Raw genomic sequence first — 23,648 nt, 5'->3', positions numbered from 1 at the left:
TAACTAATTGATCAGGCGGGAAGGTAAGGTTGCGCCGCCTCCGGCGTAGCCACCACCTCCATAGAGTGTTGAGTCTGCGACCCAACTCACGAACTTTCCCCGGATCCCACGATCACTACCTCCCAGACCCGTTTGATCCCCACCGGAAGCTCCCGGGAAGCTGTACCCCAGGAGGAGGAAAGCCGCGTATCCCTTGATGTAGTACTTGGCGTTGCTGCCCGTACCTACTGCTGAAGAGAAGACAGGAAACAGGACGACGCTGTTCAACAGGCTGGCGATGACCGTCTTGCACTCATTCGGCATACTTAGGCCGGTGTCCGACTTTGCGTATGGATCCACGAGTCCGGCAGTAGAAGGATCATCGGGGAGGATAGTGGCCTTGCAAAGACCTGAATCTGGTTTGATCCAGGCAAATCCGCCCGGGATGACCTGACCTGACGGGCTGTCACTAGTACAGGTCTCACTCCCGTGGGTCAATATCGTGTGAACCGTACCGTTGATGTCGAATTGGCACGGCGCAAACGTGATGGGAAGAGTCGAATTCCCGTAACCGGGGTAACCCCAGGCAGCGGTTGCCTTGGCACCGACGGAGACCGGAGCCGTGTTAAGCGCTGAAGCAAACATCTTGGTGAGGAAGCTCGAAGAGCCATTCTTGGTCGTCGTCGTAACCGTGACTTGCCCTGCCACCGTCATGTCTACGCTGGCGGTGCTGGCCCCGTCGTTGGAATTCGAGTTAGCCAGCGGTCCGGCCAGAGCGGGAGCGCAGGTGCCGGACTCACAGCTGTGTGCGACCGCAAGGGCGCCGGCGTCCGCACCATTTTGCAGCTGTGCGCGCTCGGAATAGATCTGACCAACATCCACCGCCACAGCGCCGGCACCGATCAAGACCAGCATCATCAGGGCGACGATTACACCGGCGGCGCCTCTTTCGCTCGACTCACCGGACTTGTTCCGAGTCCAGGTCAGCCCCCGCATTGCATGGATCCTTTGCCTTTTAACACCAGAGAAGAGCCGAAAAACCCCGTAAGCGAGGTTCCGGTGTAGGTGACGGTTACTGACGCGTTGGGCGTAGGTGTGGCCGCCGGGCACGACGCCGCTGAGAAGTCGAATGCCAATAGACCTGTGTTAATTGAAGGTGCACCTGCTTTGCCAGCGGCCGTTGCCTTTGTGGCATCCTTGGTGATCGCCATCGTCCTGGCTGCCTCACGGGACGCTTGGGTCACGGAAACTTGGATGTTGTAGGCGTTTGAGAACTCCACGATCGCGATGATCAGTGCGATAAGGATCGGCGCGACGAGCGCAAACTCGACAGCGACGGCTCCTCGCTCGCCGTCTCCTTGATTTCTTGGGCTGAGTTTCAAGTGGTCTCCCTGAAGAGTTTGTGGCTAAAGAAGACAGGTGTGCCGCGCCGCGTTGGCGCGGCACACCTGTGACCGCCTGTTACCAGCCGGCAACCGTTGTACCCAAGGTGCTGAACCAAGTGTTGAGTGCTCCGCCGAAGGCGCCAACACCAACAACAAGGACCAGTGCGATGAGCCCGACTAGCAGCGAGTACTCCGTTGCAGTTGCACCCTTCTCGGACTTGAGTCCGGCCTGAAACCAGGTTTGCAGTGCGAGGAGTGTCGTTCGGATGTTGTTCACGTCAAGAACCTCAGTCGCTGTTCGAGCTACCAGCCGGCAACCGTGGTGCCGAGGGTGCTGAACCAGGTGTTCAGCTTGGTGCCGAAGAAACCGACGCCCACAACGAGGACCAAGGCGATGAGACCAACCAGGAGGGAGTACTCCGTTGCCGTCGCACCCTTCTCGGAGGAGAAGCGATCCTTGACGCCGGCGACAAATGCCATCATCGAGACCATGAGAGAAGTCATTGTATTTTCCTTAATTCGGTGAAATGGAATTGATTTGATTTCAACGAATTTCCAGCTGCCCCCATAATTCCTTAGCGGCTGGACTTCGCTAAGAAGAGATTGTCATTGGGGGATAGCAGCAACAATGCGTAGTAGTACTCGACTTTTTTGGCGGGTCCTGAAACTACGTACTCAGAATCAGTTGGCTGTACTCAGAACGGAAATCGGGTACGTCGACGACTACTTGGATTGCCTCGACGTCAGGATCCGCTGGACCTGCCAGGCGGTGCTGGGCTGGCTAGCGAACCAGGAGGCTGATGGCCAGTACCGAGCCAAGCATTGACGGCCCGTGGGCGACTTCCGTGGCGTCTTTACGGCCCTTTTGAGCGACGACGGCGATGGTGACCACGCCGTTCAGGATGAAGCCGAGGAGACCGCCGTAGAGGAGGTGGGGCCAACCTAGGTACCCGAGGTACAGGCCGACCGGTGCCGCAAGCTTGATGTCTCCCATTCCGATGGCTCCTGGCGAAATCAGTCCCAGAATTAGATAGCCAGCGAACAAAATGACCATGCCGAGCAGCGCTCGAAGCATATTGTCAGCATGCTGATTAAATGCGGTTGGCGCCAGTAGGAGAACAATTCCCCCGGCCAAGAGCACTAATACAAGGGGATTCGGCAGTAGGTGGAGCGAGAAGTCAATCCTGGCCAACTGAACGCCGAGCGCGGCCAGAAATAGAAATGCCGGCAAGGTCCAGGAAACTCCAAACCGCAGCGCAAAGGCAACGCATATAAATCCCGTGAGGGCCGCCGTCGTGATCCTTATCGACGGCGAGGATACCCCGCCCAGGCGGGGAAGGAGCCTGGCAATCAGGACCTCGGCGGCAGGGGAGAGTGCGGCCCCCAAGACAGCTGCGCCCATCACGAAAGCCCATCCGGCGCCAACGCCAGCACCTTCTGTAAACACCGCGACCCCCTGCGCTCATCCTGCCGCCGGCGCTGTGATGGCCTGCGGCTACCTCATTTTGACCCTGGAGCCCCTGACACGCTAATCTTGTAAGTCGTTGTGCGTGTCCTATTCCGATGGTGCGTGCCCGCTTGAGAATCCGGTTGCAGGATAGCTACTCAACGTGCACATTCGGAACCTCAGGATGACTGGTTACATAGAGCCCTCACCTCTGTTCCGGTAGCGCGCAGGAAGTAGGTGCTCACCCCTGAGTGGCGCCTAAACAAAGAACGCCAGAACAAGAACGAGGCAAACACCGTGCGTACGTACACCCCGAAGCCCGGCGATATCAACCGCCAATGGCACGTCATTGACGCCACCGACGTTGTCCTTGGTCGTCTTGCCAGCCAGACCGCAATCCTGCTGCGCGGCAAGCACAAGGCCACCTTTGCGTCCCACATGGACATGGGCGACTTCGTCATCATCATCAACGCTGAGAAGGTAGCCCTGACCGGCGCCAAGCTGGAGCAGAAGCGCGCATACCGCCACTCCGGCTACCCGGGCGGCCTGACCTCCGTCAACTACGCGGAACTGCTGGAATCCAACCCGGTCCGCGCCGTTGAGAAGGCCATCAAGGGCATGCTCCCCAAGAACTCCCTCGCTGCACAGCAGCTGGGCAAGCTGAAGGTGTACCGCGGTGCTGAGCACCCCCACGCCGCACAGCAGCCCAAGACTTTCGAAATCACCCAGGTCGCCCAGTAGTCCTGGCCACCAAACAACTTACTTAATACAAGGAGAATCGTGGCTCAGAACGAAGAACTGACCACCGAAGCCGTTGAGGCTGAGGAAACCCCCACCAGCTACACCTCTGAGAGCTCGGCTGCAGAAGCCGCTCCCAAGAAGGAGCGCCCGGCACTGACCGTTGCCGGCGCAGCAGTTGGCCGTCGCAAGGAAGCCGTTGCACGCGTTCGCGTCGTTCCGGGCTCCGGCAAGTGGACCATCAACGGCCGCGCGCTGGACAACTACTTCCCGAACAAGCTGCACCAGCAGGACGTCAACGAGCCCCTCAAGATCCTTGATCTCGAAGGCGCCTACGACGTCATCGCCCGCATCCACGGCGGCGGCATCTCCGGCCAGGCCGGTGCCCTGCGCCTCGGCATCGCCCGTTCGCTGAACGAGATCGACGTCGAGAACAACCGCGCCACCCTGAAGAAGGCCGGTTACCTGTCCCGCGACGCTCGTGTCATCGAGCGTAAGAAGGCCGGTCTCAAGAAGGCCCGCAAGGCTCAGCAGTACTCCAAGCGCTAAATCCGCTTATAAAGAAGCCCGTCCCGCCTTTCGGCGGGGCGGGCTTCTGTGCTGTTATGAGTCCTTCACGAGACGGAAAACTGTGGTACTTCCGAGTAATTGCGATTGAAAATTGCTGTGCACCCAATCGGAAATCGCTACTGCAATAGAATCCGGGCCCTGGACTTCCAAGAAGGCTTGCTGTTCCACGTAGTAGCAAATTTGCCCGTCGGCCACCTTCCGCTTGAACTCGTCAAGTGATGGCGAGGGATCGCTGCCGGCAAATCCTCCCAGAGGCATGACAGGCCGATTGGAAGCCAATTGAAGTCGTGCTGACGTTTGACTCGCGTATGTTGCAGCTGCCCACGTACAGCCTTTCGCGTTCGCGACAGTTTCAACCAGCTCTATGTCAGGAGCTCGACCGAAGGCAATGTCATGACCCCACGGCATCTCATTGTTGCGCAGCGCTTGCAAGAGGTGACTTATGCCGGCAGGGTTTCTAGACAACCCTCCAGAAAGTGGGTTTGAGCCTGTAAATCCAACAGTTACGTTATGCATGGAGGTTAGAGCGGGCCCGGAAAGAAGCGCTACCGCCAAGAGCATTGCAGCGCCAACATGAATCTTTGGACTGGGTGCATTCACAGCTAAGGCCGAGAGCGCCAGTATGCCGATGAGCAGGGCGGCCGTAGATAGCCATTCGGGCCAGAGCGTCGTTCCCGAAATTATCAGCCATGTTGACACCAGGGCAGCCAGTGCTATGACAGTGCCGGATAGGCGAATCCCTATTCGGTGCCTCTGGCAAACTACTACTTCGACCGTCAGCCCGAGTACAAGTGCGAGCGGTGGCCCCAGCGCTGCGGTGTAGTACGTGTGAATCTGGTTCCCCATGAAGCTAAGAAGAAGAAAGGCGGTGAGCAGCCACGTGCAAGAGGCCACAACCAAGAAGCGTAACGCAGGGGCATTTGGCAAATTTTTCCACGCCGCACCGAGCAGTAGAATCGCCAACATGGCTGCGAAAAGAAGCCAGGAACTTTCTTGGTTGTAGTTGGCATTCAATAGCCTAAATAGGCCGGCGTCGCTTGGACTCGTTCGATATTGATCCGGCACCTGCATGGCGTTCGTGATTTCGCCCCCGGTAGCTATCCGATCGATGCCGTTGTAGCCGAACGTTAGATCTAAAACGCTGTTGTTGACCGACCCGCCTACATATGGTCTATGGTTCGCGGGTGTCAGGTCGACCATCGTCATCCATAGCCCTCCAGATACAACCAGAACGACTCCCGCACATGCAGCTGTGAGGATACGTTTGGGCCACCTTTGGCCACTGAAGAGTAGAAAAGATATCCCGAGCGCTGGGAGGCTGAGCAGACCTTGCAACTGCTTGGTCATGAATGCCAAGCCCAGCAATGCTCCTGTTGCAACGAGCATCCTCCCGCGGCCCGTCTCTATGGCTCGAACTGTGAACCACAGGGCGCCGACCATGAGTAACAGCATCAGAGGGTCTGGATTGTTGTAGCGAGACATCAGGGTAATGATCGGCGTTGTGAAGAATATGACCGCCCCTAAAAGGCGGGCAATACTGGAGACCGTACGGTGAAGAATAGCGTATATTAGAAAGGTTGTTACAACACCCATCAAAGCCTGGGGAAGTAGGATTCCCACGGAATTTAGGCCAAGGAGACGGACTGACAAGCCCATTATCCAAAGGCTTAATGGCGGTTTGTCCACGGTAATAGAATTACCCCAGTCAGAGGATCCGAAGAATAGTGCCTTAGGATCCATCGTTCCCGACTGCACTCCGGCACTGTAGAAGTAGTTCGCCCAGCCATTAATGCTCAGATTCCAGCAGTAGAGCGTTGCATTCATTGCCAGAATAAGCAGAAGCGCAGGTCGTTCCCAGCGAGGATCTTCTAATTGCCCCCGCCAAAGGCGCATGCCGGCAAGGCATATCCGTGCCCTGACGAGCTCCGCGGTGGCTAGAGGGATTTTTTGATTGTCAGCCTCGAAGGTCGTAAAGGTGGACACCGTCAATCACCTGCTCCTGAAAGTTTTCCCGGACCCAATCGGAGATGCTGATGGTTTCAGCGCTGAGTTCACCTCGGTCTAAAAGGTCCTGTTGCCATATAAAGAAGCCGATGCGGTGCTGGGCGACAAGGGATTGGAATTCTGCCAGAGTAGGAGCGGGATCCGTTCCAAGCCAACCTCCTAAAGGTATTACGGGTCGGAGTGACTCCAGTTGGTATAAGGCCGCATTCTGCGCAGAGTATGTGGCAGCGCCCCAGGTCTGCTGCAAAGTCTCGTTGTGAAGTAGGTTCACTACCTTGTTCGAAGGCTCCGCCCCAAGCGCCGTCTGCTGCGCCCATGGCGGCTTACCATCCTTGATTGCGAGGATAAGGCGTGACATGGACATGGGGTCATTTCCCGTCGGTCCGGAAAGTGGATTTGTGCCATGCTGCGGTGTTGAGAGGGTGAACATATCAGCTGCCAAAGGCGCGCCAAGGAGGACCGCCCCCAAAACGAGGGCACCCATTGTTGGTATCGGGCCTCGAGTAGCAGCGAGCAGCCAAAAGACTGCAGCAATTGCGCCCAGTAGCATGATCGTCGGCGCCATCCAAGCGGGCCAGTCCTTGCCGTACTCCATGATCCTGATTGTCATGTAGCTGCTCGAAACCACCAGAACTGCACCGAGAGTCCTCAGTATCAGTCGCTGTCTGACCCGCCACAGGCATGAGAACCCGACTGCTAGGACTACTGCTAGCGGTGCGGCTAGGGAATAGGTGTAGTAGGTGTGAATCATGGTTCCCATGAAGCAAAGAACAAGGAACGCCGTGAGAAACCATGTTGTCGCGATGGCTGTAATATTGCGCTGCTGCAGGGAAAAGTTCATAGTCCTGCCGAGGACAACCAGAATTAGGCAGCACACCACGCCCGCAAACAAGATCCAAGCGATTTCGGGTGCAAAATTGCCGTTGAAGATTCGGGTGAAGCCATCACTGTGGGGAGAAACATCGTCCTTGGTTGTGGCTCGATTACCCTCGGAATTGATCGGTATATGAACAAACCGTGCAAGACCGTTGTAGTCCAGACTCAGCTCGATGGCGCTGTTTGTGACCGAACCACCAATATAGGGACGCGCGGATGATGGGATGACCTCTACCGCGAGTAGCCAGGCGCCCCCCGCCACGATGAGGGCGGTTGCCGACACCAACAACTGACGGGTCCTGGCGAACAGACTGCCGGTGCTGAACGCCAGTACAGACACGGCCAGCGAGGGAACAACCAAAAGTGCCTGTACCTGTTTGGCCATGAAAGCCAGTCCCAGCAGGGATCCTGCCAATGCAAAGGTCCTTAGCCGCCCCGACTCCATTGCTTTTAGTGCAGTCCAAACTGAAACGATGGTAAGAAAGCCCATGAGTGGTTCTGGATTGTTGAAACGCGACATCAGCACTACTACCGGAGTACTCGCATATGCTGCTGCTGCAAACAGTGACGTCCTCGGGCCGAAACCACGACGAACGATGCCGTAGAGAAAGCCAGTGGATAAGACGCCCATCAGGGCTTGGGGCGCGAGAAGACTCCAGCTACTCAAGCCAAATAATCGCACCGAAAGGGACATGACCCAAATGCTCAATGGTGTCTTGTCCACCGTTATCAGGTTCCCTCCCTCGAATGATCCGAAAAAGAAGGCTTTCCAATCCTGACTTCCCGCCTGGGCAGCTGCTGAATAGTAGGGATTAGCCCAACCGTTGGAATCGAGCGCCCACAAGTAGATAAACGACGTCCCAATAAGCAGGAACACGAGCGCGGGACGTTCCCACGTCCGCTCTTGGTTGTTCCCCCATATGAGGCGCCTCCAGAAAGTTGGAACAACTCGTTCCAGCTTCCCGGTCACGAAATCTGCCCTGTTTTCAATCCCACGTCCGGAGTGTGACAGCAGCCCACTCACAGGACATTCCCACTAGCTGCAACTTTGCCGCCGAAGGACTGCCCGGAGATCACGTGGTTGTGGTTGCTTCGGAACACCCACAGACGAAGTAGAACAAAACGCATCATGGTGGCCAGAACATTTGCGGCCGTGAGAATCAACAACTCCACGTTAGGCGCGGCATCGGGATGCAGTGCGTGGAGCGTCAGCAGCGATGAAGACGTAATGCTCCAGGCGAGCAGGAAGACTATCAGCCCTTGAAACTGCTGGGTGAAGAGTTTGGCCGGTCCGCTGATACCGAAGGTGAAGCGCCTATTGGCCGCCGTGTTGCCGACGGCGGTCAGCAGCAGCGCAAGGAAATTGGCTTCCTGTGCACCAAAAGGGTCCTGCAGTACCAGGTAGAGCAGCGCGAAGGCCAGGGTCGAAGCAACCCCTACAAGTCCAAAGCGGAGAACTTGGCCGAAAAAGCTTGGCCGGCCCAAAGGGACGATCGGCCGGCGTCCGAGCTCGGCATAGATGGCCTGCACGGGAATCGCACCTTTAACCAGGGATCCGGCCACCCGCACCATTCCGCGCAGATCGTCAAAAGCAGTCTGCTTGATATCCACCCGGCTGTCCGGGTCATCAACCCAGTCAACGGGAATTTCGTGGATGCGGAGTACGGAGCGCTCAGCAATGATCAGCAACTCGGTGTCGAAAAACCAGCCGTTATCCTCCACATGGGGGAGCAGGCGTTTGGCCACATCAGCCCGAATTGCCTTGAACCCGCACTGCGCGTCCGAAAAACGAACCTGCATTGTTCGCCGCAGCAGGAAGTTGTAGGAACGGGAAATGAATTCGCGCTTTGGGCCACGGCTCACCCTCGAACTCTGGCCCAGTCGCGTACCAATAGAGATATCGGAGTGCCCGGACAACAGGGGTGCCACCAGCGGCGGAAGCGCGGCCAAGTCGGTTGAGAGGTCCACATCAAGGTATGCGAGCACTTTGGCTTCCGAGGCGCTCCAGGCATCTCTCAGTGCCAGTCCGCGCCCTTTAGCTTCAAGCCGGCGGTAACCGACGTTCTCCAAATGCTCGCTGAGTCGAGCGGCAATCACCGGCGTCCGGTCGGTGCTTGCATTATCGGCGATGGTGATTCTCCACGTCGACGGCATTTCATTCGTCAAGTATTCGGCGAGCCTTGTGATGCTGCTTTCGAGTACCGCTTCTTCGTTGTAGACCGGTACTACAATTTCGAGCGCCAAGCCCCCATAGCTAGGTGTCATGAATGGATCGTAGGGGCCGCTAATTGGGCGTGGCGAGGGTTTTTGCTGAAGACAGGTAGCAGCGAAAGGAACCAAGTAGTCCCAGTGATTACGCCCATCGGAAGGCAGGTACCCAACAGGTAGAACTGGCTCTTCCGAGGCCGCCTACGCAGGTGCCGCCACCGCCATCCCATACACTTGACCGGTGTCTAGATTATTTGGAACTGATGGTGTCCGGGGGCTGGCCAACGGCCTGCTGACAGCGGAGCTGGCCCTGCAGCTGGCCCAGGCGGCCGCCGTCGTACTTGGCCACGACCGCAACTCCAACGGCTCCCGGCCCCGCGCCGTGGTGGCCCGTGATCCGCGCGCCAGCGGGGAATTCATCGCCGCCGCGGTGGAGGCCGGGCTGTCCAGTTCGGGCATCGACGTCTACGACGCCGGCGTCCTTCCCACCCCGGCCGCCGCGTACCTGGTGGCAGACCTTGAAGCCGATTTCGGCGTCATGATCTCCGCCTCCCACAACCCGGCGCCGGACAACGGCATCAAGTTCTTCGCCAGGGGCGGCCAGAAACTCCCCGACGACGTCGAAGACGCCATCGAGGCCCAGATGCACAACGAGGCCGTCCGCCCCATCGGTCCCGACGTCGGACGCATCCAGCGCTTCTCCGACGCCGAGGACCGCTACGTCGTCCACCTCCTCAGCACCCTCCCGCACCGACTCGAGGGCCTCACCGTGGTCCTGGACTGCGCCCACGGCGCTGCCAGCGGCTGCTCGCCGCAGGTCTTCAAGGACGCCGGCGCGGACGTCATCGTCATCGGTGCGGACCCGGACGGGCTCAACATCAACGACGGCGTGGGCTCCACCCACCTGGGCCCGCTCAAGGAAGCCGTCCTCCAGTACGGTGCGGACCTTGGCATCGCCCACGACGGCGACGCGGACCGCTGCCTGGCCGTGGACCACGAAGGCAACGAAGTGGACGGCGACCAGATCATGGCGATTCTCGCCGTCGCCCTCAAAAAGGCCGGCAAGCTGAATGACGACGTCCTGGTGGCCACCGTCATGAGCAACCTCGGCCTCAAGATCGCCCTCCGCGACGCCGGCATCAGCATCCGCGAAACAGCCGTGGGGGACCGCTACGTCCTGGAAAGCATGCGTGAAGGCGGCTTCAACCTCGGCGGGGAACAGTCCGGCCACGTCATCTTCTCGGACCACGCCACCACCGGCGACGGCCTGCTCACCGGCCTGCAGCTCGCCGCCCAGGTGGCCCTGACCGGGACCACCCTCAAGGACCTGGCCGCCGTCATGACCAAGCTCCCGCAGGTCCTCATCAACGTCAAGGGCGTGGACCGCACCAAGGTCAACAGCAATGACGTCCTGGCCCAGGCCGTTAAAGCCGCTGAGGCCGCCTTGGGTGAGGCCGGCCGCGTCCTTCTCCGCCCCTCGGGCACCGAGCCCGTGGTCCGGGTCATGGTGGAGGCCGCCGACGAAGAAACCGCGCAGTCCATTGCAGAACACCTTGCACAGGTGGTCCGCACGGAACTGGCGCTGGAACTCATCAGCGAATAGCTGGATAAACAGATGAGGCCCGCTTCCACGACTGGAAGCGGGCCTCATCTGCATAGCGGCTAGGACGAGCGGCTTCGCAGCTCGTCGCGGATCTCGGTGAGCAGGGCGATCTGCGGATCCTCTGCAGATTCTTCCTTGACGTCAGGGTTGATGCCGAGACGGCGGTTGCGCCGCTCGATCATGTGGTTCATGGGCATGACCACAACAAAGTAGATGGCGGCGGCAATCAGCACGAACGAAATGATGGCGGAGATGACGCGTCCGTAGAGGAAGCCCTCCCACTGCATCTCCTCGATTCCCTTCGCCTGGAACAGGAGGCCGATCAGCGGTGTGAGCAGCCCTTCAACGATCGATGTGACGACGGCGCCGAAAGCGGCACCCATCACGACAGCGACGGCAAGGTCTACGACGTTGCCCTTCATGATGAAATTCTTGAATCCGGTCAACATGAGTTCCAAGCTAGCCCACGTCTGTTAACCCCGTGTGAACCCAAGCCCCCAATTTTGAACCGTGTTGGGAACTTGGCGGCCGCATTGTCCGTTAGGGGTACCCCGGTGCCGCCCCCACGCCAAAGTACTCCTCGAGCGTGACAATGCCGCGTGCGGACATGTCCGTGGCCGCCTCGACGCCGATGTACCGCAGGTGCCACGGCTCGTAGTAGTACCCGGTGGTTTCATGGAACATCCACGGGTACCGCACCACGAAACCGAACCGGTGGGCGTTGGCTTTCGCCCACACGGCGGCGGGCTGCTCTGCGAAGCACGGCTGGAAGGCGCACGCTCCGCCGCCGTCGGCAATATCGAAGGACCATCCCGTCTGATGCTCCGAGTAGCCCGGCCGGGCGCTGGCGGTGTCTGCGTCCGCCTGACCGCGCGCGGCCACATACCCGTTGTACGTGGACACCTGCGTGGCATAGGAGCGGTACCCGCTGGCCAGGACCATTACCACGCCGTCCCGCGCCGCAGCCGCGAACATCGCCTCGGCCGCTGCCGCCGTCGTACTGTTCAGCAGCGCGGACTCACCGGACGCGGAGATCCCGACGGCGGGACTCACCAAGTCCGCCGGCGCATAGTCAGCGGGGGCCAGCGGCCGGTGCTTGTTGACCACTACCCACGGGCTGGCAGGATCCGTCAGGGAAAACTGGCGGGGGAGCGCCGCAGACGGTGAAGGGGATGCGGAAGGTTCCGGCGGCGTGCCGGCCACCGTCGCTGCCTCAGGTGCGGCAACCGGGGTGCCCGCCGCCGTCGGGGACGGAACCGGGGAAGAAGATGGCGGGGCCGACGACGGCGCCGCGGCCTCCGGTGCGCCGGGCGTGCAGGCGGTGAGTACAGTCAGCCCGGCCCCCACGGCGAGGAAGCGGGCGAAGCTCCGGCGGCTGGCCGTTACGGCTGACGCAGCGCAGTTGTGGCACACCTGTGCTAAACCTTCCTGAGGAGCATCCGGCGGATGGTGTGGTCGGAGTCCTTGGTGAGCACCAGCTGGGCCCGGCCCCTGGTGGGAAGGACGTTCTCCTCCAAGTTGGGCTCGTTGATCCGCTTCCAAATGTCCCGGGCGGTGCTCTCCGCCTCGTCATCGGACAGGCTGGCATACCGGTGGAAGTAGGACTCCGGCTGCGCGAACGCCGTGGTCCGCAGCTTCCGGAACCGGTCCACGTACCACTCCTCGATATAGGAAGTCTTGGCGTCCACATAGATGGAGAAGTCGAAGAAGTCGCTCAGCGCCAACCCCTGCCGGCCGTCATGCCTCGGGCGCGCCGGAGCCAGCACGTTCAGGCCTTCGACAATGAGGACGTCTGGCCGGCGGACCACTACTTCCTTTTCGGGAACGATGTCGTACGTGACATGCGAGTACCAGGGTGCGTGGACTTCCTCGGCCCCGCCCTTGATCTCGCTCACGAACCGCAGCAGCGCCCGCCGGTCATAGGACTCCGGGAAACCCTTCCGGTCCAGCAACTGCCGCCGCTTGAGCTCGGCCAGGGGATACAGGAAGCCGTCGGTGGTGATGAGCTCCACATTGGGTGTACCGGGCCAGCGCCGGAGCATCTCCCGCAGCACGCGCGCAATGGTTGACTTGCCCACGGCAACCGACCCGGCAACGCCGATGACGAACGGGGTGCGCTGGGTCTGTTCGCCCAGGAAGGTGGTGGTGGCCGCGTGCAACTGGCCCGCAGCTTCCACATAGAGGTGCAGGAGGCGGGACAGCGGAAGATAGACCTCGCGGATTTCCTTCATGTCCAGGGGATCGCCAAGGCCGCGCAGGCGGACAATATCCTCTTCGTTAAGGGGTTGCTCCATCTGTGCTGCCAGCCTGGACCAGGTCTGCCGGTCCAGTTCCACGAACGGGGAGGCACCCTCCCCGTTCGCCTCGTTGCGTTGCAAAGTCACGTTAGAGATTCTGCCCCGCACTCCGCGCATAGCGAAATGGAAGCGGCTCCGGGGCGCGGCGGGACGGGCAAGAAGGGCTCAAGATACGGTTCCGGGTTACAAGCAACCAGTTCCCACCCGATACTCTTGAGGCTATGTGTGGAATCGTGGGTTATGTAGGCCGTTCTGTTGACGGCGCTGTTAATGGTCACAGTGCTTTGGACGTTGTCCTTGAGGGGCTTCGCCGGCTGGAGTACCGCGGTTATGACTCGGCGGGCGTTGCTGTGGTCTCGGATGGTGTGATCGAGTCGCGGAAGAAGTCCGGGAAGCTGAGCAACCTGCTGGCTGAGCTGGAGGAGCGTCCCCTGCCGGAGACCCTGACCGGCATCGGCCACACGCGCTGGGCCACCCATGGCGGCCCCACGGACCGTAACGCGCACCCGCACCTGGCTGATGGCGGGAAGCTGGCCGTGATCCACAACGGCATCATCGAAAACTTTGCCGAGCTCAAGCTCGAGCTGGTGGAGAAGGGTGTGACCTTCCTGTCCGAGACGGACACCGAGGTTGCTGCCGCGCTGCTGGCGGACATTTTCCGGAACCAGTTGGGCGGGGACGTCTCCAACGGAGGCCTGACCAAGGCCATGGAACTGGCCTGCCAGCGCCTCGAGGGCGCCTTCACGCTGCTGGCTGTCCACGCGGACCAGCCCGACGTGGTGGTTGCTGCCCGCCGTAACTCACCGCTGGTGGTGGGCCTGGGTGAGGGGGAGAACTTCCTGGGCTCGGACGTGTCCGGGTTCATCGATTACACCCGCCGCGCGGTGGAGCTGGGCCAGGACCAGATTGTCACCATCACCGCCGACTCGGTGGAAATCACTGACTTCTTCGGCAACCCGGCCGAGGGCAAGGAATACCACGTTGACTGGGACCCGGCCTCGGCGAAGAAGGGCGGCTTCTCCTCGTTCATGGAGAAGGAAATCCATGACCAGCCCGACGCCGTGGCGCAGACCCTGCTGGGCCGCTCGGACCTGGAGGGCAAGCTGACCCTGAGCGAGCTGCGGATCGACCCCGAGCTGCTCAAGCAGGTCAACAAGATCGTGGTGCTGGCCTGCGGCACCGCCGCGTACGCCGGCACGGTGGCCAAGTACGCCATTGAGAACTGGTGCCGGATCCCCACCGAGGTGGAGCTGGCGCACGAGTTCCGGTACCGGGACCCGATCCTGGACGAGAACACCCTGGTGGTGTCCATCTCCCAGTCCGGCGAGACCATGGACACCCTGATGGCTGTCCGGTACGCCCGCGAGCAGGGTGCGAAGACCATCTCGATCTGTAACACCAACGGGTCCACCATCCCGCGTGAATCCGATGCTGTGCTGTACACGCACGCCGGCCCGGAGATCGCCGTGGCGTCCACGAAGGCGTTCCTGGCCCAGATCACGGCCGCGTACCTGCTCGGCCTGTACCTGGCGCAGCTGCGCGGGAACATCTTCTCCGGCCAGATCAAGGACGTCCTCGCGGACCTGGCCAAGATCCCGGACAAGATCCAGACCATCCTGGACAACGCCGGCCCCCTGCGGGAACTGGCCCGGTCCATGGCGGACGAGAAGTCGGTGCTGTTCCTGGGCCGGCACGTGGGCTACCCGGTGGCCCTGGAAGGTGCGCTGAAGCTCAAGGAAATCGCGTACATCCACGCCGAAGGTTTCGCAGCCGGCGAGCTCAAGCACGGCCCGATCGCCCTGATCGACGAGGGCCAGCCGGTGTTCGTGGTGGTCCCGTCCCCGCGCGGCCGCGATTCGCTGCATGCCAAAGTGGTCTCCAACATCCAGGAAATCCGCGCCCGCGGCGCCCGGACCCTGGTGATCGCCGAGGAAGGCGATGAAGCCGTGAAGGCCTACGCCGAGCACGTCTTCTACGTCCCGGAAACGCCCACGCTGCTGATGCCGCTGCTGACCACCGTGCCGCTGCAGATCTTCGCCGCGGAACTCGCCGCAGCAAAGGGCTACGACGTGGACCAGCCGCGCAACCTCGCCAAGAGCGTCACCGTAGAGTAGTCCCATGATCGTTGGCATTGGGGTAGACGTAGTAGACATCGAGCGGTTCGGCCGCCAGCTGGAACGGACACCGGGCCTTCGGGACCGGCTGTTCGTGCCCGCCGAGCGCGAGCTCAACACCCGGTCCCTGGCTGCCAGGTTCGCCGCCAAGGAAGCCGTGGCCAAGGTCCTTGGCGCGCCTGCAGGCATGAACTGGCAGGACTGCTGGATCGGCCTGGACCACAACGGGCCCACCGTGCAGGTCAAGGGCACGGTCCTGGCAGTGGCGGAGGCAAAGGGCGTCAAGCGCTGGCACCTGTCCATCAGCCACGACGGCGGCATCGCCACGGCAACGGTCGTGGCCGAAGGCTGACCCGGCCCCGCCCGCAGGGACCCCAGACGATGATCAACGCCTACAGCGGAACACAGGTCCGTGCCGCCGAGGAGCCGCTCCTCGATGCCGGCCGCGGTGACGTCCTGATGCAGCGCGCTGCCCACGGCCTCGCCAACGCGGTCATCACCGAACTGCGCTCCCGGGGGCGCCGCATCTACGGCACCCGCCTGGTGGTGCTGGCAGGCAAAGGCAACAACGGCGGCGACGGCCTCTACGCCGCAGCTTTCCTCGCCGCTCGCGGGATGCGTACGACGGCGGTCCTCACCGGCGGTGCGGCCCACCCGGCGGCGCTTGCTGCCTTCAAACGCGCCGGCGGCCGTGCGGAGGAACTGACCGAACTCGCACTCGAGCCGCTCGCCGCGGAAACCCTGCGTGCCGGCGTCGTCATTGACGCCATCCTGGGCACCGGCGCGAACGGCGGGCTGCGGGGGAGTGCTGCCACGTTAGTTGAAGCCGTCCTTGAGGCGCGCCACCCTGCCGGCGGCGACGGGTTCGTGGTGGCCTGCGACCTGCCCAGCGGCGTGAACGCGGATACCGGCAAGGCTGCCGGGCCGGTGCTGCCCGCCGACCTGACGGTGACGTTCGGCGGAGCCAAGGCGGGCCTGCTGGCTGACCCCGGTGCTGACCATGCCGGCAGGGTGCACGTGGTACCCATCGGCATCGAAGAACACCTGCCCGCTCCGGTCCTCCGCCGTCTCGGGGAGGCAGAGCTCTCCGGACTTTTACCGCATCCTGCCCGGCGGGCACACAAATACTCGCGCGGGGTTCTGGGCATCGTGGCCGGCTCCGTGCAGTATCCGGGCGCTGCCGTGCTGGCTTGCCGCGGGGCACTTGCCGCCGGTGTGGGCATGGTCCGGTATCTCGGCCCGCCCGAGGTGGCTGACCTGGTGCGGCAGTCATGCCCCGAAGTGGTGTGCAGCGACGGATCCGTGGCGGACAACCGGGTGCAGGCCTGGCTGGTGGGCCCGGGCATGGGGCCGGAGGACCACGAACAGCTGGCACGGGCTGGCGATGCCATCGAAACCGGCCTGCCCGTTGTGGCCGACGCCGGCGCGCTGCCGGCGCTGCCCCAAAAGCTCGCACCGCATGTGGTGCTGACCCCGCACGCCGGTGAGCTCGCCGCGCTGCTGAAGCGCTTGGAAGGCGAAGCCGACGCCCGGTTCGGCGACCGTGAGGCCGTGGAAGCCGCCACCTTCGAGGCCGTCCGCAAGGCTGCCGGCCTCACCGGGGCCACCGTCCTGTTGAAAGGTCCCGCCACGTTGGTGGCCGGGCCCGGCGGCGGAGCCTTCAGCCAGGCGGACGGCACGCCCTGGCTTGCCACTGCCGGCAGCGGCGACGTGCTGGCCGGCGTCATCGGTGCCCTGCTCGCGCAGGCGGGTCCCGCCGTCGACCGTTTCCGCCTCCTGGGCATCGACGACGACGGCCGCTGGGCTGCGCTGGCCGCGCTGGGAGCTGCGCTGCACGGCATCGCCGGGAGGGCGGCGTCGGACGCGCGATCCGGCGGTCCGATCACCGCAGGTGCGGTGCCGGACGCCATACCCGAAATCTGGGGTAAAGTCAGCATGCTTAGTAACTCTGGAGCCTGGAAACGTAATAGTCACAGCCAACCATTACGGTAGGCATTAGTTCGCACCGGCAGTAGGGGCGTTCCGATGCCGTCTGCTGCTGACCAACAAATGAGGAGCACGATGGAAGTCTGGCCTGGAACTGCCTACCCGCTGGGAGCTACCTTTGACGGCACCGGCACCAATTTCGCACTGTTCAGCGAACAGGCCGAACGGGTGGAACTCTGCCTCCTGGCTGACGATCTGACCGAAACGCGGATCGAACTGACCGAGGTGGACGGCTACGTTTGGCATTGCTACCTGCCGCACATCCAGCCCGGCCAGAAGTACGGCTACCGCGTCCACGGACCGTACGAGCCCGCCAACGGCAGCCGCTTCAACCCGAACAAGCTCCTGATGGACCCCTACGCGAAAGCCATCCAGGGCGAAATCGACTGGGACCCGTCCCTCTTCTCCTACGAGTTCGGTGATCCGGATTCGCGCAACGACGCCGACTCGGCCGCGCACACCATGCACGGCGTGGTCATCAACCCGTTCTTCGAATGGGACGGCGACCGGCAGCTCCGCGTCCCGTACCACCAGTCCGTCATTTACGAGGCGCACGTCAAGGGCCTCACCGAGCTGCACCCGGAGATCCCCGAAGAGCAGCGCGGCACCTACGCAGGCGTGGCCCACCCCGCCGTCATCGAGCACCTGAAGAAGCTCGGCGTCACGGCCATCGAGCTCATGCCGGTGCACCAGTTCGTCAACGACGGCACCCTGCAGGAGAAGGGCCTCAACAACTACTGGGGCTACAACACCATCGGCTTCTTCGCGCCGCAGAACACCTACAGCTCTACCGGCGACGTGGGGCACCAGGTTCAGGAATTCAAGGCCATGGTCCGTGACCTGCACCGGGCCGGCATCGAAGTCATCCTCGACGTCGTGTACAACCACACCGCTGAGGGCAACCACCTGGGCCCCACCCTGTCCTTCAAGGGCATCGACAACCAGGCGTATTACCGGCTGGTGGACAACGATCTCAAGCACTACATGGACTACACCGGCACGGGCAACTCGCTCAACGTCCGCCACCCGCACTCGCTGCAGCTGCTGATGGACTCCCTGCGCTACTGGGTTACCGAGATGCACGTTGACGGCTTCCGCTTCGACCTCGCCTCCACCCTGGCCCGCGAGTTCTATGACGTGGACAAGCTTTCAACGTTCTTCGAACTCATCCAGCAGGACCCCATCGTTTCCCAGGTCAAGCTGATCGCCGAGCCCTGGGACGTTGGCCCCGGCGGCTACCAGGTGGGCAACTTCCCGCCGCAGTGGACGGAATGGAACGGAAAGTACCGCGACACCGTCCGTGACTTCTGGCGCGGCGAGCCGTCAACGCTGGGGGAATTCGCTTCCCGCCTCACCGGCTCCGCCGACCTCTACGAGAGCTCCGCGCGCCGCCCGGTCGCCTCCATCAACTTCGTCACCGCCCACGACGGCTTCACCATGCGGGACCTGGTCTCCTATAACGAGAAGCACAACGAAGCCAACGGCGAAGGCAACAACGACGGCGAATCGCACAACCGGTCCTGGAACTGCGGCGAGGAAGGTGACACCGACGACGAGAAGGTGCTGACCCTGCGCGCCCGCCAGCAGCGGAACTTCATCGCCACCCTGCTGCTCTCCCAGGGCGTGCCGATGGTCCTGCACGGCGACGAACTGGGCCGCACGCAGCAGGGCAACAACAACACCTACTGCCAGGACTCCGAGCTCAGCTGGGTGCACTGGGAAGCCATGGACCAGCCCCTGGTGGAGTTCACGGCGTTCGTGTCCAAGCTCCGGCGCGACCACCCCACGTTCCGCCGCAGCCGCTTCTTCGATGGCCGTCCCGTCCGCCGTGGCGAGGGCGAAAAGCTGCCCGACATCGTCTGGCTGAAGACCGACGGCACCGAAATGCTGCCCGAGGACTGGGGCAGCGGCTTTGGCCGGACCATCGGTGTCTTCTACAACGGTGACGGAATCCAGGAGCAGGACTCCCGGGGCCGCCGCATCACCGACGACAGCTTCATCATGGCGTTCAACGCCCACGACGACGAGGTGGACTTCCTCCTGCCCTCCGACGAGTACTCGCAGTACTGGGAGGTCCTGATCGACACCGCAGCCCAGGCAGACGCCTACGAACCCCTCAAGGCCGGTGCAACGCTGACGCTGGACGCCAAGTCCATGGTGGTTCTGCGCGCCTACTCGGGCCCCGAGGCCGAAGTGGATCTGTCCGCGGCAGCCTCCCTGGCCTCCATGGCCGAGCAGGAGGAAGCCCAGGAGGAGATGGTGGAAGCCCAGACCAAGGCTGCTGAAGCGAGCGAGGCAAGGGCAACGGGCGCCGATAAGGAAACCCAGGCATGAGGACGCCCGCCTCCACCTATCGCCTGCAGATCCGCAGCAGCTTCACCCTGTTCGATGCCGCCGAGAAGGTCCCGTACCTGAAGTCGCTCGGCGTGGACTGGGTTTACCTGTCGCCGATCCTCACGGCGGAGCAGGGCTCGGACCACGGCTACGACGTGACCGACCCCTCCGCCGTCGACCCCGAGCGCGGTGGCCCGGAAGGGCTGCTGGCCCTTTCCCGCGCAGCCCGCGAGCACGGCATGGGTGTCCTGGTGGACATCGTGCCCAACCACGTGGGCGTCGCCACCCCGGCGCAGAACCCCTGGTGGTGGTCACTCCTGAAGGAGGGCCGCGGGTCACGGTACGCGGAAGCGTTCGACGTCGACTGGGAAGTGGGCGGCGGCAAGGTCCGGCTCCCGATGCTGGGCTCCGACGCGGACCTGGACAAGCTGGAGATCAAGGACGGGGAACTCCGGTACTACGACCACCGGTTCCCCCTCGCCGACGGGACGTACTCCGACGGGGACTCCCCGCAGGAGGTGCACAGCCGCCAGCATTACCAGCTGATGGACTGGCGCCGCGCCGACGCTGAGCTCAACTACCGCCGCTTCTTCGCGGTGACCACCCTGGCCGGCATCCGGGTGGAAACTCCCGCCGTCTTCGAAGAAGCCCACGCCGAGGTTGGCCGCTGGTTCACCGAAGGCCTGGTGGACGGCCTGCGCGTCGACCACCCGGACGGACTGGCCGACCCCGCCGGCTACCTGCGGTGGCTGAAGGACCTCACCGGCGGCGCCTACGTCCTGGTGGAGAAGATCCTGGAACCCGGCGAAGTGCTGCCGGGGGACTTCGCCTGCGAGGGCACCACCGGGTACGACGCACTCGCCGACGTGGACCGGGTGTTCGTGGATCCTGCCGGAGAAGAGTCACTGAACGCGCTGGACGCTGAGTTGCGTGGCACTCCCGAGGCCGCCGACTACGCGGAGATGATCCGCGGCACCAAGCGGATGATCGCCGACGGCATCCTCCGCTCCGAGGTGCTGCGCCTGGCCCGGCTGGTCCCGGAATCCCACGGACTGGCACTGGAGGAAGCAGCCGACGCCCTGGCCGAGGTCATCGCCTCCTTCCCGGTCTACCGGAGCTACCTGCCCACCGGGGCCGAGGTTCTCAAGGAAGCCTGCGAGTCTGCCGCCGAACACCGTCCGGACCTCGCGGTTGCAGTCGGGACGCTCCTCCCGCTGCTGCTGGACCCGGCCAACCCCATCGCCGTCCGGTTCCAGCAGACCTCCGGCATGGTGATGGCCAAGGGCGTGGAGGACACTGCGTTCTACCGCTACACACGGCTGGGCACGCTGACCGAGGTGGGCGCAGAACCCACCGAGTTCGCCGTGTCCCCGGAGGAGTTCCATCACCGGATGCGCCGGCGGCAGGATGAGTTGCCGCTGTCCATGACCACCATGTCCACGCACGACACCAAGCGCAGCGAGGACGCCCGGGCACGGATCTCCGTGATCGCCGAGCTGCCGGGGGAGTGGGCCGCAACGCTGGACACCCTCCGGAAGCTGGCTCCCATCCCGGACGGCCCCTACGAGAACCTGCTGTGGCAGGCCATCGTCGGCGCCTGGCCAGCCAGCCGGGAACGCCTGCAGGGCTACGCCGAGAAGGCTGCCCGCGAAGCCGGCAACTCCACGAAGTGGACTGACCCGGACGAGGACTTCGAGTCGCGGGTGAAGGCCGCCGTGGATGCTGTGTTCGACGACGCCGGCGTAGCCAAGGTTATGGAGGACTTCGTGGCACGCATTGAAGCCTTCGCAGCGTCCAACTCCCTCTCCGCCAAGCTGGTCCAGCTGACCATGCCCGGCGTTCCGGACGTCTACCAGGGCAGCGAATTCTGGGAACGGTCCCTGACCGATCCCGATAACCGCCGGCCGGTGGACTTCGCACTCCGGGAAGCGGAGCTCGCCAAGATCGACGCCGGCATGTTGCCCGAAGCGGGCACGGAAGCCAGCAAGCTCCTGGCCACTGCGCGGGCGCTTCGCCTCAAGCGGGACCGGCCGGAGCTCTTTGAGGGTTACGTCCCAATAACGGCAAGCGGTGCTGCAGCCGGACACCTGCTCGGGTTCTCCCGCGGCACGGCCGACGGCACACCCGGGGCGGTGACCCTGGCAACGCGGCTGCCTGCGGGCCTGGACGCTGAGGGCGGCTGGCGCGATACCGCCGTCGAACTTCCCGCTGCAATGCGTGACGAACTGACGGGCGCCGAATTTGGTGCGGGCACCGTGTTGGTAGCCGACGTGCTGGGTACCTACCCGGTGGCCCTGCTGGTCCCTGTGGATGGAGGAAACGCATGACCCTGGTCAATCAAGGACCCGAACGCTTCGACGTCTGGGCACCCGACGCCTCCTCGGTCACCCTCGTGGCGGGCGGCCGGGAGTACCCCATGGCGAAGAAGGACACCGCGCCCGGCACGGAAGGCTGGTGGACCGCCCCGGACGCGCCGGCCGAGGGCGAAGTGGACTACGGCTACCAGCTCGACGGCGACAGCCACCCGCTGCCCGACCCCCGGTCCCGGCGGGTACCCGCGGGAGTCCACAAGCTGTCCCGGACCTTCGATCCCGCCGCGTACGCGTGGCAGGATTCCGGCTGGAAGGGCAGGGAACTCACCGGCTCGGTGATCTACGAACTCCACGTGGGCACCTTCACCCCGGAGGGAATCCTGGACGCCGCCGCCGGGAAGCTCGGCTACCTCGCGGACCTGGGCGTCGACTTCGTGGAGCTGTTGCCCGTCAACGGGTTCAACGGCACCCACAACTGGGGCTACGACGGCGTGCAGTGGTACGCAGTCCATGAGGGCTACGGCGGGCCCGCCGCATACCAGCGGTTCGTCGATGCCGCGCATGCTGCCGGGCTCGGGGTCATCCAGGACGTGGTGTACAACCACCTCGGCCCCAGCGGCAACTTCCTGCCCAAGTTCGGCCCGTACCTGAAACAGGGCGACGCCAACACCTGGGGTGACTCCGTCAACCTCGACGGACCCGGCTCCGACGTGGTCCGGGAGTACATCCTGGACAACCTGGCGCTGTGGCTCCGCGACTACCACGTGGACGGGCTGCGGCTCGACGCCGTGCACGCCCTGCGCGACGAGCGGGCGGTCCACATCCTCGAGGAGTTCGGTGCCCTGGGCGACGCCGTCTCAGCCGAAACCGGGCTGCCCAAGACGCTGATCGCGGAGTCCGACCTGAACAACCCCCGCCTGATCTACCCGCGGGACGCCAACGGGTACGGCCTGGCGGGGCAGTGGAGCGACGACTTCCACCACGCGGTCCATGTGAACGTCAGCGGCGAAACCACCGGGTACTACTCCGACTTTGAGTCCCTGGCGGTGCTGGCCAAGGTCCTCAAGGACGGCTTCCTGCATGACGGCAGCTACTCCAGCTTCCGCGGCCGGCACCACGGCAGGCCGATCAACGCTTCGCTGGTGAACCCGGCGGCGCTGGTGGTCTGCAACCAGAACCACGACCAGATCGGCAACCGGGCCATCGGCGACAGGCTGTCCCAGTCACTGTCCTACGGGCAGCTGGCCGTGGCGGCGGTGCTCACGCTGACCTCGCCGTTCACGCCCATGCTGTTTATGGGGGAGGAATACGGGGCAACCACACCGTGGCAGTTCTTCACCTCCCACCCGGAACCCGAGCTCGGCAAGGCCACCGCGGAAGGGCGCATCAAGGAATTCGAGCGCATGGGGTGGGATCCCGCCGTCGTGCCTGACCCCCAGGATCCGGAAACCTTTCGCCGGTCCAAACTGGACTGGGACGAAGCCGCCACGGGCGACCACGCCCGGCTGCTGGAGCTCTACAGGTCGCTGACGGCGCTGCGGCGCAGTCATCCCGAACTGGCCGGGCTCGGTTTCGGTGAGACCGAGGTGGCGTTCGACGACGACTCCGGCTGGCTGCGGTTCCGCCGCGGCAGCGTTGAGGTGCTGGTGAACTTCGCTGACGCGAAGGTGCGGCTGGACGGCGTCAGCGGATCCCTCCTGCTGTCCACCGACGAGGGGACAAGCCAGGACGGCGACGCCCTCGCTCTGGCTCCATGGAGCGCCGCCATCGTGAAGTCCTGACGATTCCGTTCCTT

The 23,648-nt window shown here is 63.2% G+C and carries 20 protein-coding genes; 9 read left to right on the top strand and 11 right to left on the bottom strand.

The features are described 5' to 3' along the window. Positions 1-3: 3 nt before the first annotated feature. From BLT71_RS15220 to BLT71_RS15200, 5 genes are all read right to left on the bottom strand, one after another. Positions 4-975 (bottom strand): TadE/TadG family type IV pilus assembly protein, encoded by a 972-nt coding sequence (locus tag BLT71_RS15220; protein ID WP_091721901.1) that lies wholly within the window; start codon positions 973-975, stop codon positions 4-6. Beyond that, positions 963-1,361, bottom strand: coding sequence for a TadE/TadG family type IV pilus assembly protein (locus tag BLT71_RS15215; protein ID WP_091721899.1), 399 nt, complete (start codon positions 1,359-1,361; stop codon positions 963-965). Before BLT71_RS15215 ends, BLT71_RS15220 begins: the two co-directional genes overlap by 13 nt. 79 nt (positions 1,362-1,440) lie before the next feature. Continuing rightward, positions 1,441-1,641, bottom strand: a complete 201-nt coding sequence (locus tag BLT71_RS15210; protein ID WP_091721896.1) for a Flp family type IVb pilin — start codon at positions 1,639-1,641, stop codon at positions 1,441-1,443. A 26-nt stretch (positions 1,642-1,667) separates the two neighbouring features. After that, positions 1,668-1,868 (bottom strand): Flp family type IVb pilin, encoded by a 201-nt coding sequence (locus tag BLT71_RS15205; protein WP_091721893.1) that lies wholly within the window; start codon positions 1,866-1,868, stop codon positions 1,668-1,670. A gap of 277 nt (positions 1,869-2,145) precedes the next feature. Beyond that, positions 2,146-2,766, bottom strand: coding sequence for a prepilin peptidase (locus BLT71_RS15200; protein ID WP_091721891.1), 621 nt, complete (start codon positions 2,764-2,766; stop codon positions 2,146-2,148). Between the two features lie 342 nt (positions 2,767-3,108). Here BLT71_RS15200 and rplM point away from each other — a divergent pair, with 342 nt between their 5' ends. Both rplM and rpsI read left to right on the top strand, forming a co-directional pair. Further along, a complete protein-coding gene (gene rplM / locus BLT71_RS15195; protein WP_015937805.1) occupies positions 3,109-3,552 on the top strand; it encodes a 50S ribosomal protein L13 in 444 nt (147 codons plus the stop codon). Between the two features lie 39 nt (positions 3,553-3,591). Continuing rightward, positions 3,592-4,098, top strand: coding sequence for a 30S ribosomal protein S9 (gene rpsI / locus BLT71_RS15190; protein ID WP_091721888.1), 507 nt, complete (start codon positions 3,592-3,594; stop codon positions 4,096-4,098). 54 nt (positions 4,099-4,152) lie between these two features. On the opposite strand, the gene BLT71_RS15185 is transcribed toward rpsI, so the two are convergent. Genes BLT71_RS15185 through BLT71_RS15175 form a run of 3 tightly spaced genes read right to left on the bottom strand, consistent with a single transcriptional unit; the run spans position 4,153 to position 9,264 of the window. Next, positions 4,153-6,102, bottom strand: a complete 1,950-nt coding sequence (locus BLT71_RS15185; RefSeq protein WP_091721885.1) for a glycosyltransferase family 39 protein — start codon at positions 6,100-6,102, stop codon at positions 4,153-4,155. Then, positions 6,074-7,969: an ArnT family glycosyltransferase gene (locus tag BLT71_RS15180; protein WP_231994306.1), complete on the bottom strand. Its 1,896-nt coding sequence runs from the start codon at positions 7,967-7,969 to the stop codon at positions 6,074-6,076. Before BLT71_RS15180 ends, BLT71_RS15185 begins: the two co-directional genes overlap by 29 nt. Before the next feature lie 50 nt (positions 7,970-8,019). After that, positions 8,020-9,264: a bifunctional glycosyltransferase family 2/GtrA family protein gene (locus BLT71_RS15175; RefSeq protein ID WP_091721883.1), complete on the bottom strand. Its 1,245-nt coding sequence runs from the start codon at positions 9,262-9,264 to the stop codon at positions 8,020-8,022. Positions 9,265-9,448: 184 nt separating this feature from the next. On the opposite strand from BLT71_RS15175, the gene glmM reads away from it, so the two are divergent. After that, positions 9,449-10,810 carry a phosphoglucosamine mutase gene (glmM, locus tag BLT71_RS15170; protein ID WP_091721880.1) on the top strand — a complete coding sequence of 454 codons (1,362 nt, stop codon included), beginning with the start codon at positions 9,449-9,451 and terminating at the stop codon, positions 10,808-10,810. Positions 10,811-10,869: 59 nt separating this feature from the next. On the opposite strand, the gene mscL is transcribed toward glmM, so the two are convergent. The 3 genes from mscL to coaA form a co-directional block, all read right to left on the bottom strand. Then, positions 10,870-11,259 carry a large conductance mechanosensitive channel protein MscL gene (gene mscL, locus BLT71_RS15165; RefSeq protein ID WP_091721878.1) on the bottom strand — a complete coding sequence of 130 codons (390 nt, stop codon included), beginning with the start codon at positions 11,257-11,259 and terminating at the stop codon, positions 10,870-10,872. A gap of 91 nt (positions 11,260-11,350) precedes the next feature. Next, positions 11,351-12,223, bottom strand: coding sequence for a M15 family metallopeptidase (locus BLT71_RS15160; protein WP_091721875.1), 873 nt, complete (start codon positions 12,221-12,223; stop codon positions 11,351-11,353). Positions 12,224-12,228: 5 nt separating this feature from the next. Further along, positions 12,229-13,224 carry a type I pantothenate kinase gene (gene coaA / locus BLT71_RS15155; RefSeq protein WP_172829987.1) on the bottom strand — a complete coding sequence of 332 codons (996 nt, stop codon included), beginning with the start codon at positions 13,222-13,224 and terminating at the stop codon, positions 12,229-12,231. Positions 13,225-13,328: 104 nt separating this feature from the next. Between coaA and glmS the strand changes: the two genes are divergently transcribed. From glmS to treZ, 6 genes are all read left to right on the top strand, one after another. Then, positions 13,329-15,221, top strand: a complete 1,893-nt coding sequence (gene glmS, locus BLT71_RS15150) for a glutamine--fructose-6-phosphate transaminase (isomerizing) (RefSeq protein ID WP_091721872.1) — start codon at positions 13,329-13,331, stop codon at positions 15,219-15,221. Positions 15,222-15,225: 4 nt separating this feature from the next. After that, entirely contained in the window at positions 15,226-15,573 is a 348-nt protein-coding gene (locus tag BLT71_RS15145; RefSeq protein WP_091721869.1) for a holo-ACP synthase, read from the top strand. Positions 15,574-15,602: 29 nt separating this feature from the next. After that, the gene (locus BLT71_RS15140; RefSeq protein WP_091721866.1) at positions 15,603-17,213 is read left to right on the top strand and encodes an NAD(P)H-hydrate epimerase; all 1,611 of its coding nucleotides are present in this window, start codon (positions 15,603-15,605) and stop codon (positions 17,211-17,213) included. A gap of 69 nt (positions 17,214-17,282) precedes the next feature. After that, entirely contained in the window at positions 17,283-19,541 is a 2,259-nt protein-coding gene (gene glgX / locus BLT71_RS15135) for a glycogen debranching protein GlgX (RefSeq protein WP_091721863.1), read from the top strand. Further along, positions 19,538-21,868 (top strand): malto-oligosyltrehalose synthase, encoded by a 2,331-nt coding sequence (gene treY, locus BLT71_RS15130; protein ID WP_091721861.1) that lies wholly within the window; start codon positions 19,538-19,540, stop codon positions 21,866-21,868. Before glgX ends, treY begins: the two co-directional genes overlap by 4 nt. Further along, positions 21,865-23,634 (top strand): malto-oligosyltrehalose trehalohydrolase, encoded by a 1,770-nt coding sequence (treZ, locus tag BLT71_RS15125; protein WP_091721858.1) that lies wholly within the window; start codon positions 21,865-21,867, stop codon positions 23,632-23,634. The genes treY and treZ overlap by 4 nt, the downstream gene beginning before the upstream one ends. Positions 23,635-23,648: the final 14 nt, after the last annotated feature.

The sequence above is a fragment of the Pseudarthrobacter equi genome (assembly GCF_900105535.1).
Lineage (GTDB): Bacteria > Actinomycetota > Actinomycetes > Actinomycetales > Micrococcaceae > Arthrobacter > Arthrobacter equi.
The sequence above is the reverse complement of the archived record's forward strand: the minus strand, read 5'-3'. Positions and strand labels throughout refer to the sequence as shown.

Bases quoted from the DNA above. Each gene is read 5' to 3' on its own strand.
- BLT71_RS15220 (WP_091721901.1), bottom strand. From the start codon at position 975: ATGCGGGGGCTGACCTGGACTCGGAACAAGTCCGGTGAGTCGAGCGAA.
- BLT71_RS15205 (WP_091721893.1), bottom strand. From the start codon at position 1,868: ATGACTTCTCTCATGGTCTCGATGATGGCATTTGTCGCCGGCGTCAAG.
- BLT71_RS15200 (WP_091721891.1), bottom strand. From the start codon at position 2,766: ATGGGCGCAGCTGTCTTGGGGGCCGCACTCTCCCCTGCCGCCGAGGTC.
- BLT71_RS15175 (WP_091721883.1), bottom strand. From the start codon at position 9,264: ATGACACCTAGCTATGGGGGCTTGGCGCTCGAAATTGTAGTACCGGTC.
- mscL (WP_091721878.1), bottom strand. From the start codon at position 11,259: ATGTTGACCGGATTCAAGAATTTCATCATGAAGGGCAACGTCGTAGAC.
- coaA (WP_172829987.1), bottom strand. From the start codon at position 13,224: ATGCGCGGAGTGCGGGGCAGAATCTCTAACGTGACTTTGCAACGCAAC.
- glmS (WP_091721872.1), top strand. From the start codon at position 13,329: ATGTGTGGAATCGTGGGTTATGTAGGCCGTTCTGTTGACGGCGCTGTT.
- BLT71_RS15145 (WP_091721869.1), top strand. From the start codon at position 15,226: ATGATCGTTGGCATTGGGGTAGACGTAGTAGACATCGAGCGGTTCGGC.
- BLT71_RS15140 (WP_091721866.1), top strand. From the start codon at position 15,603: ATGATCAACGCCTACAGCGGAACACAGGTCCGTGCCGCCGAGGAGCCG.
- glgX (WP_091721863.1), top strand. From the start codon at position 17,283: ATGGAAGTCTGGCCTGGAACTGCCTACCCGCTGGGAGCTACCTTTGAC.
- treY (WP_091721861.1), top strand. From the start codon at position 19,538: ATGAGGACGCCCGCCTCCACCTATCGCCTGCAGATCCGCAGCAGCTTC.
- treZ (WP_091721858.1), top strand. From the start codon at position 21,865: ATGACCCTGGTCAATCAAGGACCCGAACGCTTCGACGTCTGGGCACCC.